Source organism: Saprospira grandis DSM 2844 (assembly GCF_000275825.1).
GTDB lineage: Bacteria > Bacteroidota > Bacteroidia > Chitinophagales > Saprospiraceae > Saprospira > Saprospira grandis_A.
In genome coordinates, this window is record NZ_JH719942.1 from 2,256,790 (window position 1) to 2,272,670 (window position 15,881).

Annotated in this window: 10 protein-coding genes; 3 read left to right on the plus strand and 7 right to left on the minus strand. The window is 47.9% G+C overall.

The genetic code is table 11. The annotated features are described in order from the left end of the window. Positions 1–14: 14 nt before the first annotated feature. Positions 15–1,124: a DUF4271 domain-containing protein gene (locus SAPGRDRAFT_RS10340; protein WP_002659221.1), complete on the minus strand. Its 1,110-nt coding sequence runs from the start codon at positions 1,122–1,124 to the stop codon at positions 15–17. 200 nt (positions 1,125–1,324) lie between these two features. On the opposite strand from SAPGRDRAFT_RS10340, the gene SAPGRDRAFT_RS10345 reads away from it, so the two are divergent. From SAPGRDRAFT_RS10345 to SAPGRDRAFT_RS10360, 3 genes are all read left to right on the plus strand, one after another. Beyond that, the gene (locus SAPGRDRAFT_RS10345; RefSeq protein WP_002659222.1) at positions 1,325–2,026 is read left to right on the plus strand and encodes a hypothetical protein; all 702 of its coding nucleotides are present in this window, start codon (positions 1,325–1,327) and stop codon (positions 2,024–2,026) included. 302 nt (positions 2,027–2,328) lie between these two features. Further along, entirely contained in the window at positions 2,329–3,348 is a 1,020-nt protein-coding gene (locus SAPGRDRAFT_RS10350; protein WP_002659223.1) for a PhoH family protein, read from the plus strand. A 481-nt stretch (positions 3,349–3,829) separates the two neighbouring features. Beyond that, positions 3,830–6,925: a DUF7619 domain-containing protein gene (locus tag SAPGRDRAFT_RS10360; protein ID WP_002659225.1), complete on the plus strand. Its 3,096-nt coding sequence runs from the start codon at positions 3,830–3,832 to the stop codon at positions 6,923–6,925. A 1,012-nt stretch (positions 6,926–7,937) separates the two neighbouring features. Here SAPGRDRAFT_RS10360 and mfd read toward each other — a convergent pair. From mfd to yidD, 6 genes are all read right to left on the minus strand, one after another. Beyond that, the gene (gene mfd / locus SAPGRDRAFT_RS10375; RefSeq protein ID WP_002659226.1) at positions 7,938–11,306 is read right to left on the minus strand and encodes a transcription-repair coupling factor; all 3,369 of its coding nucleotides are present in this window, start codon (positions 11,304–11,306) and stop codon (positions 7,938–7,940) included. Positions 11,307–11,553: 247 nt separating this feature from the next. Beyond that, positions 11,554–12,279: an RDD family protein gene (locus SAPGRDRAFT_RS10380; protein WP_002659227.1), complete on the minus strand. Its 726-nt coding sequence runs from the start codon at positions 12,277–12,279 to the stop codon at positions 11,554–11,556. 12 nt (positions 12,280–12,291) lie between these two features. Beyond that, the gene (locus tag SAPGRDRAFT_RS19860; protein WP_002659228.1) at positions 12,292–13,803 is read right to left on the minus strand and encodes a glucosaminidase domain-containing protein; all 1,512 of its coding nucleotides are present in this window, start codon (positions 13,801–13,803) and stop codon (positions 12,292–12,294) included. A 437-nt stretch (positions 13,804–14,240) separates the two neighbouring features. Then, positions 14,241–15,038: a hypothetical protein gene (locus SAPGRDRAFT_RS10395; protein ID WP_002659230.1), complete on the minus strand. Its 798-nt coding sequence runs from the start codon at positions 15,036–15,038 to the stop codon at positions 14,241–14,243. After that, positions 14,998–15,336, minus strand: coding sequence for a hypothetical protein (locus SAPGRDRAFT_RS10400; RefSeq protein ID WP_002659231.1), 339 nt, complete (start codon positions 15,334–15,336; stop codon positions 14,998–15,000). Before SAPGRDRAFT_RS10400 ends, SAPGRDRAFT_RS10395 begins: the two co-directional genes overlap by 41 nt. Before the next feature lie 255 nt (positions 15,337–15,591). Further along, positions 15,592–15,855 carry a membrane protein insertion efficiency factor YidD gene (gene yidD / locus SAPGRDRAFT_RS10405; RefSeq protein ID WP_002659232.1) on the minus strand — a complete coding sequence of 88 codons (264 nt, stop codon included), beginning with the start codon at positions 15,853–15,855 and terminating at the stop codon, positions 15,592–15,594. Positions 15,856–15,881: the final 26 nt, after the last annotated feature.

A 15,881-nucleotide genomic window follows, 5' to 3' on the forward strand; every position in this document is an offset into this window, starting at 1 on the left:
GGCCCTTTTGATAGTTAAATGATAGACAAGAATTTGAGTAGAATTAGCGGGGGGGCTATTTCAACGGTGCAAAGGTAAAGAAAAAACTGAAACTTATGAAATCGAACTGTATCAAGGGCAGTAAATGCCGCTCTTAGGGCAGTATAGCCAAAACTAAGGCCGAGCAAGCTCGCCAAGAACATGGGCAATAGGCCCTGCAAGTCAGGAGCGCTATAGGCCAACAAAAAGAGCATAGGCAGCAAGCTAAAGCCCATAATACGGTGCTGATTGGCATTGAGGTAGCCATAAAAACTCATCTCTTGGCCAATCGGGTAGAGCTCTCCCAAGAGACGCAGAATCGCTTGTCTAGCAGTATAGGCCGTTAGGCTAGCGGCTAGTAAAAAGGCAAAGTTAGCAAAGCTCCAATCGGGCAGTTGGCCTTCTTCTAGCTGCATAAAGTTGCTAGACAAATAGATAAAGCTCCCTAGGGCAAAACCCGCCTGCAAATAGCTCAGTACATTATAGGCCGACCATTGCTGAAACCGCTGCTCTCGCTCCTCTTGGCCCGCAATATTCAAATTGCCATAGGCCCAAAAATCTCGGTAGGTCTCCGAGCGGTAGGCCGTGAGCAAAAAGGCAAAAAGCAAAAGCTGCCCCAAAAGAGCAAACAATAGCCAAGCCGGCTGACGCTTCGCTTTTTGGGTAGAAGTAGATAAAACCGCAGGCTGCTCTTTGGGCGCAAATAATTCAGACCAAAATTTATCCATATCTACATCCTTGGCCAATTTGGCCTTGCGCCGCCCCAATTGCTGCCCCTTTTTGGGCAAATTGAAAGGGTTGCTGAAATCCTCCAAATCATAGGGATTATCTACATAATGCTCCCTAGAAATTTTGGTCGCCCGATAAGGCGCTGGCGCTGGCTTTTGTGGAGCCAAACGCAGTTGCTCAAAGGCCAAGGGATCCTCTAACAGAGGCGCATTTTGCTCCTGCTTTTCTTCCACCAGCATATTTAAACTCAAAGCATCTGCCGCCAAAAGCTGCTGCTCGCCAAACTGAGCCGATAGACCCAAGGGAAGCAAAAACAAACAGGCTAAGCAAATGAAGAGGCCTAGAATTAGGCTATGTTTTGTCTCGATATTCGTCAAAATGGACAGAAATTTGTCACTTTCTGGAAAACTGTTCCCCAAACCGGGAACTTTGTCGATAAAGATACAAAAGCAGGGCAGACAATCAGGCTATAAGGCTTTATTTTTATACTTTTAATGTGACTTTACACCCTATTTTAGCTCCCTAAATCAAATTATAATTTACAAATAGCGCTTTTTAGCGCCTCAACAACTACAAAATGAAACAAATTAGCTTTATTCTCCTCCTCTTTTTTACCTTCGCTTTTCAGGCGCAGGCCCAAGTAAAAGCTACCCTCAAAGAAGAGGTGCGCAGCATGTCTGAAGGCGCCCACAATGCCCTTGTGGTAGACCTCCCCAATTGCTCTGCCGATAAAGTAGGCGATATCTGGAAAACCTTTGTCAAGAAAAATTATAAAGGCAAAGTGAAGTACAAAAAGAAAGATAAACTCTATATCTCTGATAATGCTATCGTTAAAGATATGAGCGAAAATACCGTAGATATCTACGCTATGGTCCAAGATAAAGGCGAAGAAGGCGCCGAAATCGTGATCTGGTTCAACCTAGGCGTGAGCTACCTCTCGCAAAAAGAATTTCCCAATCAGTTCCAAGTGGCCGAGGAAGTCGTGAATAAATTTACCAAAAAACTAAGCGCCGACCTACTCGAAGACCTCCTCAAAGCCGAGGAAAAAACCCTCAAAAACCTAGAGAAGGACATGAAGGAGCTCGAAAAAGACGAGAAGAAACTTACCAAAGATATCGAGGACTATAAGGAGACCATCAAGAAGATGGAGGAAAATATCAAAAAGGCCGAAGAGGATATCAAGAAGTCTAAGGAAGATCAAGGAACCAAAAAGAAAGAGGTCGATGACCAAACGCAAGTGGTCGATGAACTCAAACAAAAAATTAAGGCCAATAAATAAACCCAAAAGCTCCTCTAGTCTGAGGGGCTTTTTTATTTTTTGGGGCCTCCCGCCTGCGGCGGGCGCTACGTTTCGGGGCTCGCTATTCGCTCGGCCCTGCGCAGGCTTCGCCAGCTTGGTCTGGCCCTGCAGGCCACCCCTGCACATCGCTAGGCCTGCGGGCCTTCGGCCCTGTAAAACCCCAAATAAAGAGCCCAAACTTCTTTTTTTAAAAGGCAGGGAACAAAGATGCCCCAAAAATTGTAAGTTTGTGCGTCTCCACTTCTCAACAACTGGAGCCCTTCACTAACCAATAATTTATCATGGCAACTAGCGAAATCCTATTCATCCTCGAAAATGTAGAGCTGATTGATTTTTACGGACAAAACGATAGCAAACTCGCTTTGCTGCAAGCCAGCTATCCAGACCTGAAAATTACGCCCCGAGGCAATACCGTCCGCATTAGCGGAGAAAAACAAAGGGTGCAAGAGGTAAAACATAAACTAGAGCTGATGGTCAAAATGCTCCAGCAATTAGGCGAGCTGCACCCTCAGGCAATTAAAGATATGCTCAAAGGAGAAAACCCCTTCGAAAGCAAATTGCGTAAGGTCAATCGCAATGCAATTGTATATGGCCGCTCTGGAAAACCCATTAGCCCGCGTACCCGCAACCAAAAGAAATTAGTCGAACTAGCCGATATTAACGACCTAGTCTTTGCGATCGGGCCAGCCGGAACCGGAAAAACCTATACGGCTGTGGCTATGGCCGTGCGCGCCCTCAAGCAAAATATCGTCAAAAAAATTATTCTCACCCGGCCCGCTGTAGAAGCTGGCGAAAATCTAGGCTTTTTACCCGGCGACCTCAAAGATAAGATCGACCCTTATCTACGCCCCCTCTACGATGCCCTAGATGATATGATTCTGCCCGATAAGCTCAATTACTTTATGCAAAACCGCATTATTGAGGTGGCCCCTCTCGCCTTTATGCGTGGCCGCACCCTAGATGATGCCTTCGTGATTTTGGATGAAGCCCAAAATACCACAGAAATGCAGATCAAAATGTTCTTGACCCGCTTGGGGCCCAATGCAAAATGTATCATTACCGGCGACCTCTCTCAAGTTGACTTGCCCAGAAAACAACAGTCGGGCCTTATCCGAGCCCTACGCATCCTTAAAGGCGTAGACGGGATTGGCCAGCTTTATCTGGATGCCAGCGATGTGGTCCGCCACCGTCTCGTTAAGGAAATTATTCATGCCTACGACCGAGATGATGCCGCCCAAGAAAGCCGCCGAGAAGATTGGCGACGCAAAAAAGAAGATGAGCGAAATAATGACCCGTATTAAAAAAAAACGCTTGCCTTTATGATACATCCCTCAGGAGTTTTTCCTGAGGGATTTTTTTTGGCCCCTTCTGCATCTAGCAGGGCCGAAGGCCCGCAGGCTGAGGGATGTAGAGGGTGGCCCGCAGGGCCAGACCAAACAAAATGAGCGTAGCGAATTTTGTGAAGGGCCGAGCAGACCTGCGAGCCCAGAACAGCCCGACCCGACCGATAATTCATGAGGGTTTTAACCCTCATTTTGTATCGCTTCGCAAAGCGATACCGCTTTGCGCTGGGTTTTAACCTCGCGGAAGGGGCAGCCCCAAAAAAATAATGAAAATAAAAAATTGACAAAATTGGTCCTAAAACCCATTAAAATGGACCTTGATAAAAATAAATATTGACAAATATCCGAAAAGCTATTTCGCTATCTAGCCCCAAAGGCCGTTCTTTGAAAATATGAAAAGCCAATAAGCGCATTATCTCCCCCTTAAATCATTTAGATTATGAATTGGAAAATATTTTATCTCCGTTTAAGTTTTCTGTTGGCCTTTTTGGGCAGCGGAGAGCTTATGGCCCAATGCGGCAACTTTCAGGCAGATGTTTATCCCGATAGCTCTACTTGTCCCGCTCAATTTGTTCAGGCCTACGCCTATGGCGGAACAGCTCCTTACAGCTATCTCTGGAATACAGGCGCCACCACGGCTTCTATTGCTACCCCTAGTTTGGGGATCTATAGCGTAATGGTGCAAGATGCTAATGGTTGTACAACTACAGACACAATTGTGGTGAATACCTTTAGCCTAAGCGCTACTAGTATTGTAGACGCTAGTTGTGGAAACAACAATGGCCAAATTCAACTGGCAGTCTCGGGCTCTGGACCCTACGACCTACGTTGGTACAATGCCAACTGGCAGTATCTGGGCTCAGGCATGACACTCGCTAATGTTCCTGCCGGAAGCTATACCATCCAAGCCTATGATAGCACCACACAATGCTACGAAAGCCAAACCTATACGGTAGGCGGAGGCAATGGCCCTCAGGCAACAATTTTTCCCGATACCGCCAGCTGCCCCGTAAATACACTTTTTGCTAGCGCCTCTGCAGGTACTGCCCCTTATTCTTATTATTGGAGCAATGGAGCCACAACTAGCTCTATCTCTAACCTAGCCGCTGCTCAAAACTATAGCCTAGCTGTTGTTGATGCCAATGGTTGTGCCGATACGACTAACTATTATATTGATACCCTTTGTAATCAACAACCGCCCTGTAGTATCTCTATCTTTATGCGAGACGATAGCCTTGGCTGCCCCGCTAACTGGGTGCATGCTATGCCTTCTGGCGGAACATCTCCTTATAGCTATGCTTGGTCTAATGGACAAACATCAACAAGCATTAGTAACCTGGTTGCAGGAATGAACTATATGGTCACGGTAACCGATGCTACAGGCTGTACCGCTTCTACTAACTATTACGTAGATACGACTAATTGTAATCAGCAACCCGTTTGTAATATGCAGGTCTATACCTACAGCCAAGGTTGTCCCGCCGATACACTTTCTGCTTATGTATGGAATGGCGCCGCCCCTTATACCTATAGTTGGAGTACCGGACTCACCGTCACCACACAAAATAATGTGCATGATGCTTATGCCATAAATGGAGCAGGCCTGTATAGCCTAACCGTAACAGATGCCAATGGCTGTATAGCCGTAAGCTCAGTACAAGTCAATAGCCAAGCGCCTATGCAAGTAGGCTATACCATTAACGATGCCTCTTGTGGCCAAAATGATGGCGCCATTGATTTGACCGTAAGCGGAGGCGATGGCATGTACATGTATAATTGGTCCAATAATGTAAATAACGGCTGGCAAGAAGATCAAAGCAACCTCGCCCCAGGTTTCTACTCTGTCTATGTTTATGATAGCTCTGGCTGCTCGGTTTATCTAGATAGCCTAATCCTAAATGGTAGCGGAACGATCAACCCTACTATCACGCCCGCCAACTGTGTCGATTCTCTAGGCGCTATTGCCCTAAACCCCAGCGGCTTTAGCAATCCTCAGTTTGTTTGGAGTATTGGCGCCACTGGCCCCAACTTGAATAACCTCGCTTCTGGAGTCTATACCGTAACGATTACCGACGATAGCTGCCAAACTGCCCGTACTTTCTTCCTCGACCAAGATTCTAGCTGTGCCATCATGATCGCTGGACGAGTAACCGATAATACCACTGGCGCAACTTGTACCCAAGGTACTGCCGAGGCTTTCCGCCTTGTTCGCCTACAACCCGCCGGAATTATCACAACAACTAACCAATACGGCTACTATCAGTTTACCGTAATGCAAACCGGAAACTATACCGTAGAGCTGCTACCCGATGGCGTAAGCAGCCAACTCTGCCCCGCCGCCAATATTTCAGTCAATGCCGCTAATGTAGGAGGCTATTATGGTGGAAACGACTTTGTGGTCACGCATCCCCCAGTGAATGATCTTCGTGTGAATTTGGTCCACTATAGTACTTCTACCCCCGGTTTTGACCTCTATACTTATGTCTACTACTGCAATGATGGAAATACTACCCAAAATGCAACCATCACTGTAGATTATGATAGCCAACTAGAGTTTAACTTTACAGCCATAAACCCTAACTACAATAATGCTAGCTATTATAGCTATAGCAATGCCTCTATCACTTCTCATGATGCCGTGAATAACAATATTACCTTTACCGCCAATAACTTGGGCGCTGGAGAATGTGGACTTATCCGCATTTACCTAAGCACACCCACTACGGTGGCCCTAGGTAATCAAGTCGCCAATAGCGTAGCCATTACCCCCATCTCTGGCGATGCTACTCCCGCTAATAATACAGATGTAGACAGCCTGATTGTTGTAGGCTCTTGGGATCCCAACGAGATCGTTCTTCGCCCAACTCGCTCTGGCGACCCCCGCGGACAAGCCGAAATCTTTACTCAAGATGAGGTTTTGGATTACACCATCCATTTCCAAAATCTAGGTACTGCCCCCGCCTATACCGTGGTGGTCCGCGATACCCTAGATGCTAGCTTTGATGTGAGTAGCCTAACTAATTTGCAGTTCTCTCATCCCGCTACAATGACGGTCGAAAACGGAAATATCCTCGTCTTTACTTTCAATAATATCAATCTTGCAGATGCCGATAGCGATGAGCCTGGCAGCCATGGTTTTATCAACTATAGCATCAATAGAGACCCGAATCTCCCCCTAGGCGCTGTAATTCCCAACAAGGCGGCGATCTACTTTGACTTTAATGCGCCCGTAATCACTAACCTTAGTGAGGCCATTATTTCTAGCCCCACTAGTACTCGCCAATTAGAGTTGCTCAATACTACGTTCAAGGTATTTCCTAACCCTAGCCAGGGCCAATACTTTGTCAGCTTTGAGCAAAACCAAACCCAAGACCTGCACCTTCAGGTCTACAATATGCAGGGCCAACTCTTGCTAGAACAAACTCAAGCCGATGCCCCCACATCCGGACAAATGAGCTTTGATCTCAGCAATTTCCCTGCAGCTCACTATTTGCTCCGTATCAATGGCCAAGAGCAATTGATCCAAAAGCAATAGAAGAGTAGTTCTCAAGTCTGTACAGACTTTTATTTTGCGGTCGCTGTCCTCATCCTTTTTTGGATGGGGGCAGTTTTTTTTGGGGCCTCCTGCCTGCGGCAGGCGCTACGCTTTGGGGCTCGCAGGTCTGCTCGGCCCTGCGGCGGCTTTGCCGCCTAGGTCTGGCCCTGCAGGCCACCCCGCCGCATCGCTAGGCCGCTCAACAGCTATTTTCAAGCTTATCTTTCTGCTTCGGCCATAGGATAGCTTAGTTAAGCTATTCGCAATTTGTGAAACGGCATTTGTAAAGTCAGGGAAGCTATTTGCAATTTGTGAAACGGCATTTGTAAAGCGTGGGAAGCTATTCGCAATTTGTGAAACGGCATTTGTAAAGCGAGCTAAGCTATTTGCAATTTGTGAAATGGCATTTGTAAAGCGAGCTAAGCTATTCGCAATTTGTGAAACGGCATTTGTAAAGCGAGCTAAGCTATTCGCAATTTGTGAAACGGCATTTGTAAAGCGAGCTAAGCTATTCGCAATTTGTGAAATGGCATTTGTAAAGAGTGAGACTGTTCAGGATTTTGTGTATCCGAATAAAATTGGGCCTTTAGCTGCTTAGGATTTGGCCAATAGTCGCCTAGGGACAAGCCCCTAGGCTAATCAAATGGAGTCAGCTCTAAAGGGCCTCAAAGGTTGACATACAGGGACGGGCTAAGTAGTTCTTGCAGAGAAGGTCCTTATCCAAAGGCCCTCTTTAGAGGGCTGTCTGAAAAAGCTAGCCTAGGGGCTTGTCCCTAGGCAGCAAAAAGGAGAAACACAAAATTTTAAACAGTCTCTACCAATCCTTCCTTAGGGAAAAAGAAAATCCCCTCCTAGGAGGGGATGCTGATTTAGTTCCTATAAATTTTATGAGCGTAGTAGGCACAGAAAAGGGCCGAAGGCCCGCAGGCCACAACAAGGTCTTTAGACCGCAGTTCGACGACCGAAGGGAGTAACCGCCGCAGCTTTGCTGCGGAGGCCCCAAAACAATATCCTAATCTACCGCTTCCGCCAACTCCTTCAAGACAGATTTGGCCGCATGGAGATTGCGCAAACCCTCGCAGATGAGAATGAGGTGCTTGGGACTTTGCTTGAGGAAAAAACGGTGGTCGCTATGTTTCTGGATATAATCCAAAATGCGCAAGAAATAATCGCTTTCATAAAAAGGAGAATCCTGCTTGCTAATAAAGTAGCAACGGAGCTTTTTGCCCTTGAAAAGCAGGCGCTCAAAGCCCAAAGAGCGGGCCATCCAACGCAGGCGCAGGGCCTCAAACAATTGGTTGACCTGTTCGGGTAAGGGGCCAAAACGGTCAATCATCTTCTCGCTAAAGGACTTAATATCGGCCTCGTTTTCTAGCTCATCCATCTTTTGGTAAAGGGCCAAGCGCTCGCTGATAATGGGCACATAATCAGAGGGGATCAGCATCTCTTCATCCAGTTCAATGATGACATCCTGGACAAATTCCCGCTTTTTCTCCATCTCTTCTTTAAAGAGCTCCTTGTACTCGCCCTGCTTGAGCTCCTGAATGGTCTCATTCAGAATCTTTTGGTAGGTTTCATAGCCCATATTGACAATAAAGCCGCTTTGTTCGCCGCCCAGAATATTTCCGGCTCCCCGAATATCGAGATCGCGCATAGCGATATGGATCCCGCTGCCCAATTCGGCAAACTGCTCTAGGGTTTGCAGGCGCTTGCGAGAGTCGGCGCTCAGGACCGAAAGGGGAGGGGCCAAAAGGTAGCAATAGGCCTTTTTGTTGGAGCGGCCCACCCGGCCCCTCAACTGATGCAAATCGCTGAGGCCAAAATGGTGGGCATTATTGATAATAATGGTATTGGCGTTGGCAATATCAAGGCCCGTTTCGATAATATTGGTACAAACAAGGACCTCATTATAGCCCTGAATAAAGTTCATCAGGCGCTTTTCGAGTTGGGCGGGCTCCATTTGGCCATGGGCCACGGCCACATCCAGATTAGGCATCATTTGGCGGAGCATAGCGGCCATATCTTCTAGGCTCTTCACTCGGTTATGAATGAAAAAAACCTGTCCGCCTCGGCTAACTTCCTGCTCAATGGCTTCTTGAATCAGCTCCGCATTGAAGGTCCGCAGCTCTGTGTGAATGGGCTGGCGGTTGGGCGGTGGCGTATTGATGACCGAGAGGTCTCGGGCGGCCATGAGCGAAAACTGTAGGGTTCTGGGGATGGGCGTGGCGGTTAGGGTCAGGGTATCTACATTGACCTTGATATTGCGGAGTTTTTCTTTGGAGGCCACCCCAAACTTTTGTTCCTCATCAATAATGAGCAAGCCGAGATCGGCAAATTGGACCTTTTTGTTGAGAATGGCATGGGTGCCAATCAGGATATCAATTTTGCCTGCTTTGAGGCGCTCGTAAATTTCTTTTTTCTCCTTGGTCGTTCTAAATCGGTTGATATACTCTACCTGCACATCAAATTGGCCCAATCGCTTTCTGAAGGTTTGGGCATGTTGTAGGGCGAGAATAGTGGTTGGGACCAAAATAGCCACCTGTTTGCCGGCCACCACCGCCTTAAAGGCAGCACGGACGGCAATCTCTGTTTTGCCAAAGCCCACATCGCCACAGATGAGGCGGTCCATGGGGTAGGGCTTCATCATATCTTCTTTGACGGCCTCGGTCGCTTTGGCTTGATCGGGGGTATCTTCATAGATAAAAGAGGCCTCTAATTCATTTTGCAAATAGCCATCGGGGGGAAACAGAATACCCTGGGTAGATTTGCGTTTGGCATAGAGCTTAATGAGGTCAAAGGCCAAGGCCTTAATTTTCTTTTTGGTCTTTTTCTTGGTATTGGCCCAGGCATTACTACCTAATTTGTGGACCGAAGGCGGCTTGCCGTCTTTGCCCACATACTTAGAGATTTTGTGTAGCGATTGAATGCTGACATAGAGAATATCTCCGCCATCATAGACCAATTTGACCGACTCTTGTTGTTTGCCGTTAATCTCAATATTTTGGAGGCCGGCAAACTTGCCCACTCCATGGTCAATATGCGTGACATAATCGCCAGGTTGCAGCTCATTGATGGCCTTCATCTTGAGGGCCATATTGCGATCAAAGCCTCTTTTTGTTTTATACTTATGGAAGCGCTCAAAGATTTCATGATCGGTATAGCAGGCCATCTTGAGCTCTTGGTCCACAAAGCCTTTATGTACTATTTTTTGGATGGGGTGCCATTTTACATGAGCGCGCAAATCTTCAAAGATGCTATAAAAGCGTTCGATTTGCTTGGGGTTTTCGGCCAAGATACAATTAGTAATGCCCTGTTGGCTATTTTCTCTAAGCTGCTCAATCAGGCGTTCGAAGTTTTTGCCAAAGCGGGGTTGCAGGCTTCCTTGAAAGCGAAAGCTTGGGCTTTTTTTGTAGAAAGGAGTATTGGCAAATTCTAGTAAGCGTTTATTGGCCAGTTGGTCCATAATATGGCGGGGAAAAACAAAGGCTTGTTCGTCTAGCAGGCCAATTTCCTCTATGCGTTCATATTGTTCTTGTTCTTGGAGTTGGGCCGAGAGGAGCTGAGCTTTTTCGAAGCAATCTTGCAGGCGGTCCAAGAGGAGCTGTACATCTTCTGCACAAATGAGTAGTTCTTTGGGGAGAATACTAAAGAGGTCGGTTTTCTGCTCCTTCTTAAATTGAGTATTGACATTGGGCACAATCGTGACAAAGGCCATTTTTTTGGTAGACAGTTGGGAGCTAGGGTCAAAAGAGCGGATACTTTCCACTTCTTCATCAAAGAGTTCTAGTCGATAGGGTAGTTCATGCCCATAGGAAAAGATGTCGATAATGCCGCCACGCAGGGCATATTGGCCGGGTTCGTAGACAAAATCGACATAATTGAAGCCATATTCGGTAAGGATTTCGACCAAGAATTTGCGGTCCAAATCTTCGCCCACCTTAATTTTGATGGCATTTTCGGCCAGTTGTTCGGGGGCGACCACCTGTTCAAAAATGGCTTCTGGATAAGAGACCATAAAAGGGGGGATGCTGCTGGCATCCAGCAGCTTACTCACGGCCTCGGTTCTTTGTAGAACGCTAGCACGGTCTAATTTATCAAAGCCTTGGGGGCGGCGGAAAGAGTCGGGAAAAAAGAGAATCTCCTCTCTTTCGCTAATATTTTGCAAATCAGCCTGCAGATAGGCAGCCTCTTCCTTATCATTGGCGAGAACGAGCAGGGGGCGTTCTGTTTTGAGGTAGAGCGCATAGAGAAAAAAGGCTTTTTGCGAGCCGTAGAGTCCCTTGAGCTGTACTTTTTGGTTCTCCTTTTTTTGGAGAGTTTGACAAATATCGGCTAGCTTTTCCGATTTGCGGTAGGCTTGGAGTAAGGTCTTAAAATTCATGATACAAAGATAAACGCTTTGCGAATAAAAACAGGAATAAGCATTTTGTTTTGGCCCGGGGCGGTTTTCTATTGGCCCAGCGCTGCGGAGTGGGTGGCCCGAAGGGCCAGACCCAGCGGGCGCAGCCCGCGCAGGGCCGAACAGACTTGTGAGCCCCGCAGCATAGCGGCGGCCGACCTAGGCGAAGCCTAGCCGGCCGCGGGCCCCAAAAAAGCCCCTCAAAGAACAACTTTGAAGGGCAAAATCTTTAGCGCGTCAGGACGATATAGTCGAGGAGGAGTTGGCGCAGAAAGTCGAGACGGTTTTTGAGTAGTGGCAGCTCTAGTTGTTGGGCCAGATGCTCGCTTAGGTCTAGAATGACCTGTTTGTGGGCCTCATTTTTATACTTTTTATGGCGGTCGATTACTCTTTTGACAAAGAGCATATCTTGCTCGCTCAGATGGAGGACCTCGGGGTATTTGGGTTCATAATCTTCCTTCTTGGCCAAAGAGAGAATATCTTCAAGGCGAAACTGTCGGCTTGCTTTGGTGCGCACCACCGTACTGCCCGATAGGAGGTCGCCCATGCGTTGGCTATGCCCAGAGGACGAAATCATGAGGCTAGCCACCGAGCCCGCCGAGCCCCAAATATCGATGAAGCGGAAGGCCCAACGCAGCACATAATCAAAGGCTTCGGCGGGCTCTCCATTGAGCTTGATAATGCGCAGCCCCACGGCCCTTTTGCCTAGGGTTTGGCCATTGAGTAAAATCTCGGAGGCCAAGGTGTAAAACAAGAGGGTAGGGAGGATAACGAGGATGGTGAAGTACATATAAGCTTCTCCATCAATGACCAGCCCAGCAATGAGATTGAGAATAATCATCAGGCCAATGAGCACGAGCATATCAATCATAAAGGCCGATATGCGGCTGCCTAGAGGCGCAAGCTCGTATTGGATACTCACTTTTTGGGCGGTGGTAATTTCAATCGTTTTCATGGCAAATGGGATTTATTGGGCAAGGGGAATCTTTAGCTTTTGGCCTTTGTACAAGTTGTTTGACTTCAATTTATTAAATTTTTGGATTTCTTGCCAGCGCAGGCCGTACTTTAATCCAATAGAATAGAGAGTTTCTTCTGCCTGCACCTCATGGATATACTCGCCATTGATGAGCGGCGGCTTGTCTAGCGCTGGCGGCAAGGGCGGGAGCTCGCCCATTTTTGTAATGGGTTGATCGGGTAATCCGCTACCTTTTGGCTCTTCTTTTTGGGTTGTTTCTGGGCCAAAAGTTGGAAAATTGGGCACTTCGGTTTTGGGGCTATCGATGCGCAATTCTGGAATCTTCAGGTCGCGACCATCAGGGCGCGTATTAGTATTTAAAGAATCCTGATAAATCTGCTCGGGATAAGTGGGTTGGTTGATGACCAAATCTGGAGCCTTAAATTCTTCTTTGGCTGGAGTTGTTGTGCTGTCTTTGGGGCTAATGTTAGGGACCAAATTGACATTCTCCCAATTGGGCAGTTTGTGGGCTCTAATTTTTGGCGGGCCCGCTGCTTTGCGGCCCAATAAAATGAATTCGCCATTGGCGGGCTCTTGCCCTTCTTGCATGAGGTTGCGCTCATAGAGCTTGTCTAAGGGCAGGCCATAAAATTGAGCAATTTCATACATGCTCTCATCATTCTTGACCAGATGTTCTTCTTTTTTCTCTCGGTACCTACTCTTTTTGGGCTGAATATAGCAATACTGATAATCAATGAGTTGATCCCCATCTACTAGATCGTTGAACCGAAGGAATTTGGCATAGGGCAGCCCAAAGCGGTTGGCCACTTCTAGGGCCGATTCTCCTGCTTTGGCAATCACATAAGAGCTTTTATTTTGCCGAAAAATCCCCTTTTTATAGCTCAAAAAGAGGGCACTTTTTTGCTGTCGGCGCAGTTGGCGCTCAAAGGGTTCGGGGGTGGCAAAAATACTAGGATCTACGGGCGTACTGTCTAGCTCATCACTAATTGTTAGAGGCTGCATTTCCAAGTCAAATTGCTGCAATTGGTTCTTTTCAATGGTGGCAATGAGCTTATCTGGATACTTAGGGTCTGTGGCATAACCCGCCTTGCGCAGGCCCTTGGCCCAGCCGGCATAATCCTCTTTGTCTAGCTCAAAAAGGCTAGCATAGCGCTTTCTTTTGGTCAAAATAGCACTATGGTCCACAAAAGAAGCCTCTGCATTTTCATAGACCCGAAAGCAAGACTCTATGGATTCATCATCCCATTTATAAAATTTTTCGCCGGGCCAATCCGAGGCGCATTTGATCCCAAAATGGTTGTTGGCTTCTTTGGCCAAATTGCTGTTTCCGGCCCCCGATTCATGAATGCCTTGGGCCAAGGTAATGCTAGCGGGAATCCCCGTTCGCTGCATTTCTCTTACCGCAATATTTTTATAGCTAGCAATATAATCTTCTACGCTAATGCGCTGCGCAATTAGGCCGGGTGCGCTCAATAGCAAAATGGCCCAAAACAGTATTTTCATTTCCTTTGGCGGTTCGTCTATCAAAAAAAGCTCAAGCTCTCACAAAATGAGGCAAGCTTTGAGCGCCACAAAGTTAAACAAACTGCAGGCATTTATGTATAGCCTTTTTTCTTTCTGTTTTTTTGGGGCGTTACTCCTTTCAGTCGTCGAACTGCGGTCTAAAGACCTTGTTGTCGCCGCAAAGCTGCGGCGGTTACTCCCTTCGGTCGTCGAACTGCGCCCTAAAGGGCTTGTTGTCGCTTCATAGCTCGCTGCTGTTTTGGGGCCTCCGCCTCGCTTCGCTCGTCGGCGCTACGCTTCAGGGCTCGCAGGTCTGCTCGGCCCTGCGGCCTGACGGCCTTGGTCTGCGGCTTCGCCGCCCCCTTTCGCATCGCTAGGCCGATGCTGCGGCTTGACAGCCGCAGCAAGAGCGGTATTGCTGCGCAATCTTTTAGATATTATTGGGCCAAGGGGGGCAGCTCTTCATAGCGCCAAAGTTGGGCCGGACGATCTTCTTGGGCCTCGGAGCCAATCCAAAAGCTGGCCCGGCCATGAACGACTAAGGCTTCGGCTTGCACTAAATCATAAGAGGGAAGAATAAATTGGCCCAAAACAGCCAGGCTGTGGCTATCAAAAACCCAGAGCTCCTGCTCTTTGGCCGCCAAAACATAAAGCAACTTTTCATCTTCAGAAAGGGCCACCGCTGAAGGATGAATCAAAAAAGGGCTCAAATCAAGGAGCGGAAGATAGTCGCCATTTTTTGGCGAAAAGAGATAGAGCCCCGCCGGCGATTTGGCCGCCACCAACAATTGCTGCTTTTTGGGCCAAAAACAAAGGCCCTCATATTCTATATCGGGCGGTAGGGAAAAAGGGAGTTCTTGCCCTTTCGTTTCCTCTAGGCCAAGCTGCCAAATTCGCCCATCGGAGCGCAAAATAAAATAGCCTAGATGGGGCCAAAAGGCCAGGCCTTCATAATCGCCGGGCGGTCCCCAAGGCTGGGGAAGCGCATCAAAGGCTGGATTAAAGTTGGCGGGGTATAGGCGGCCTTCCTCATCATTGAGGGCCATGAGTTGCTGCCCATTATCGCAAAGGCCAGAAATTTCATTTAGGGCTGGGGGCAAAACTTCTTGAACGCTAGCAAAGGGCATCATCCATTGCTGGCCGGGCAGGCGGTAGCTAGCGGGCCCCTCTTGGCAGTGGCCAAAAAGAAAAAAGCTACTGAGTAGCAGCAGGTGTTTCGGGAAGGGTATAGCCATAATTTCGGGCAGTACTGGGGCATTGTTTGGCCAATTCTAGCAAAAAAGCTTGCTCAAAAGCGAGGCTATCGGCAGCGGTTTTGAGTTGGCTCAAGGGATTCTCTTGGCCCATACATTCTTCCTGTTCTTTTTCTAGCTCGGCATAGAAGTCGGCTTCCATGCGGCCATTATCAACTTGGATCTTGGCCTTGGCTAGGGTTTGGCTGCAGTCGCAAAACTTTTTGGCATATTTGGCCGCAGAAGGGCCAGAAGAGCAAGCCATCAAAAGTAAAGGGAAAAAGAAAAGAGCAAGGCGCATAAGGCATCAGCTTAAAAAGTAAGACAATGGGAAAAGGGGGATTTCTTTCTAGCAAAGAGCCAGGAGCGAAGAACGTCATCGGCTGAGGGATGGACAGCAGTGGCCGCAGGCCAGACCGAGCTGGCGAAGCCAGCGAAGGGCCGAGCAGACCTGCGAGCTGCGACAACCAGCCCCTAAAGGGGCGCCAGTTCGACGACCAACGGGAGTACCCAGCCCGACCCGCCTGTAGGGCGGGGCAGCCCCAAAATAAAAACATTAAGGAACGGGGTCATGTCCATGTCCTCCCCAAGGATGGCAGCGGCCAATTCGCTTAATGGTCATCCAGCCGCCTTTAAAGGGGCCATATTTTTTGATGGCTTCTAAGCCATAGGCCGAGCAAGTGGGTTGGTAGCGGCAGCTAGAGGGCAAAAAAGGCGATAAAAACTTGCGGTAGAACTGGATGAGCAGTAAAAAGATAAAGGAAAGTATAGCCGAAATCAAGCGAAAAAGCTGAATAAAGGGCCAAAATAGATAGCGCATAGCATTTTCTTTTAAAGAAGCCATTT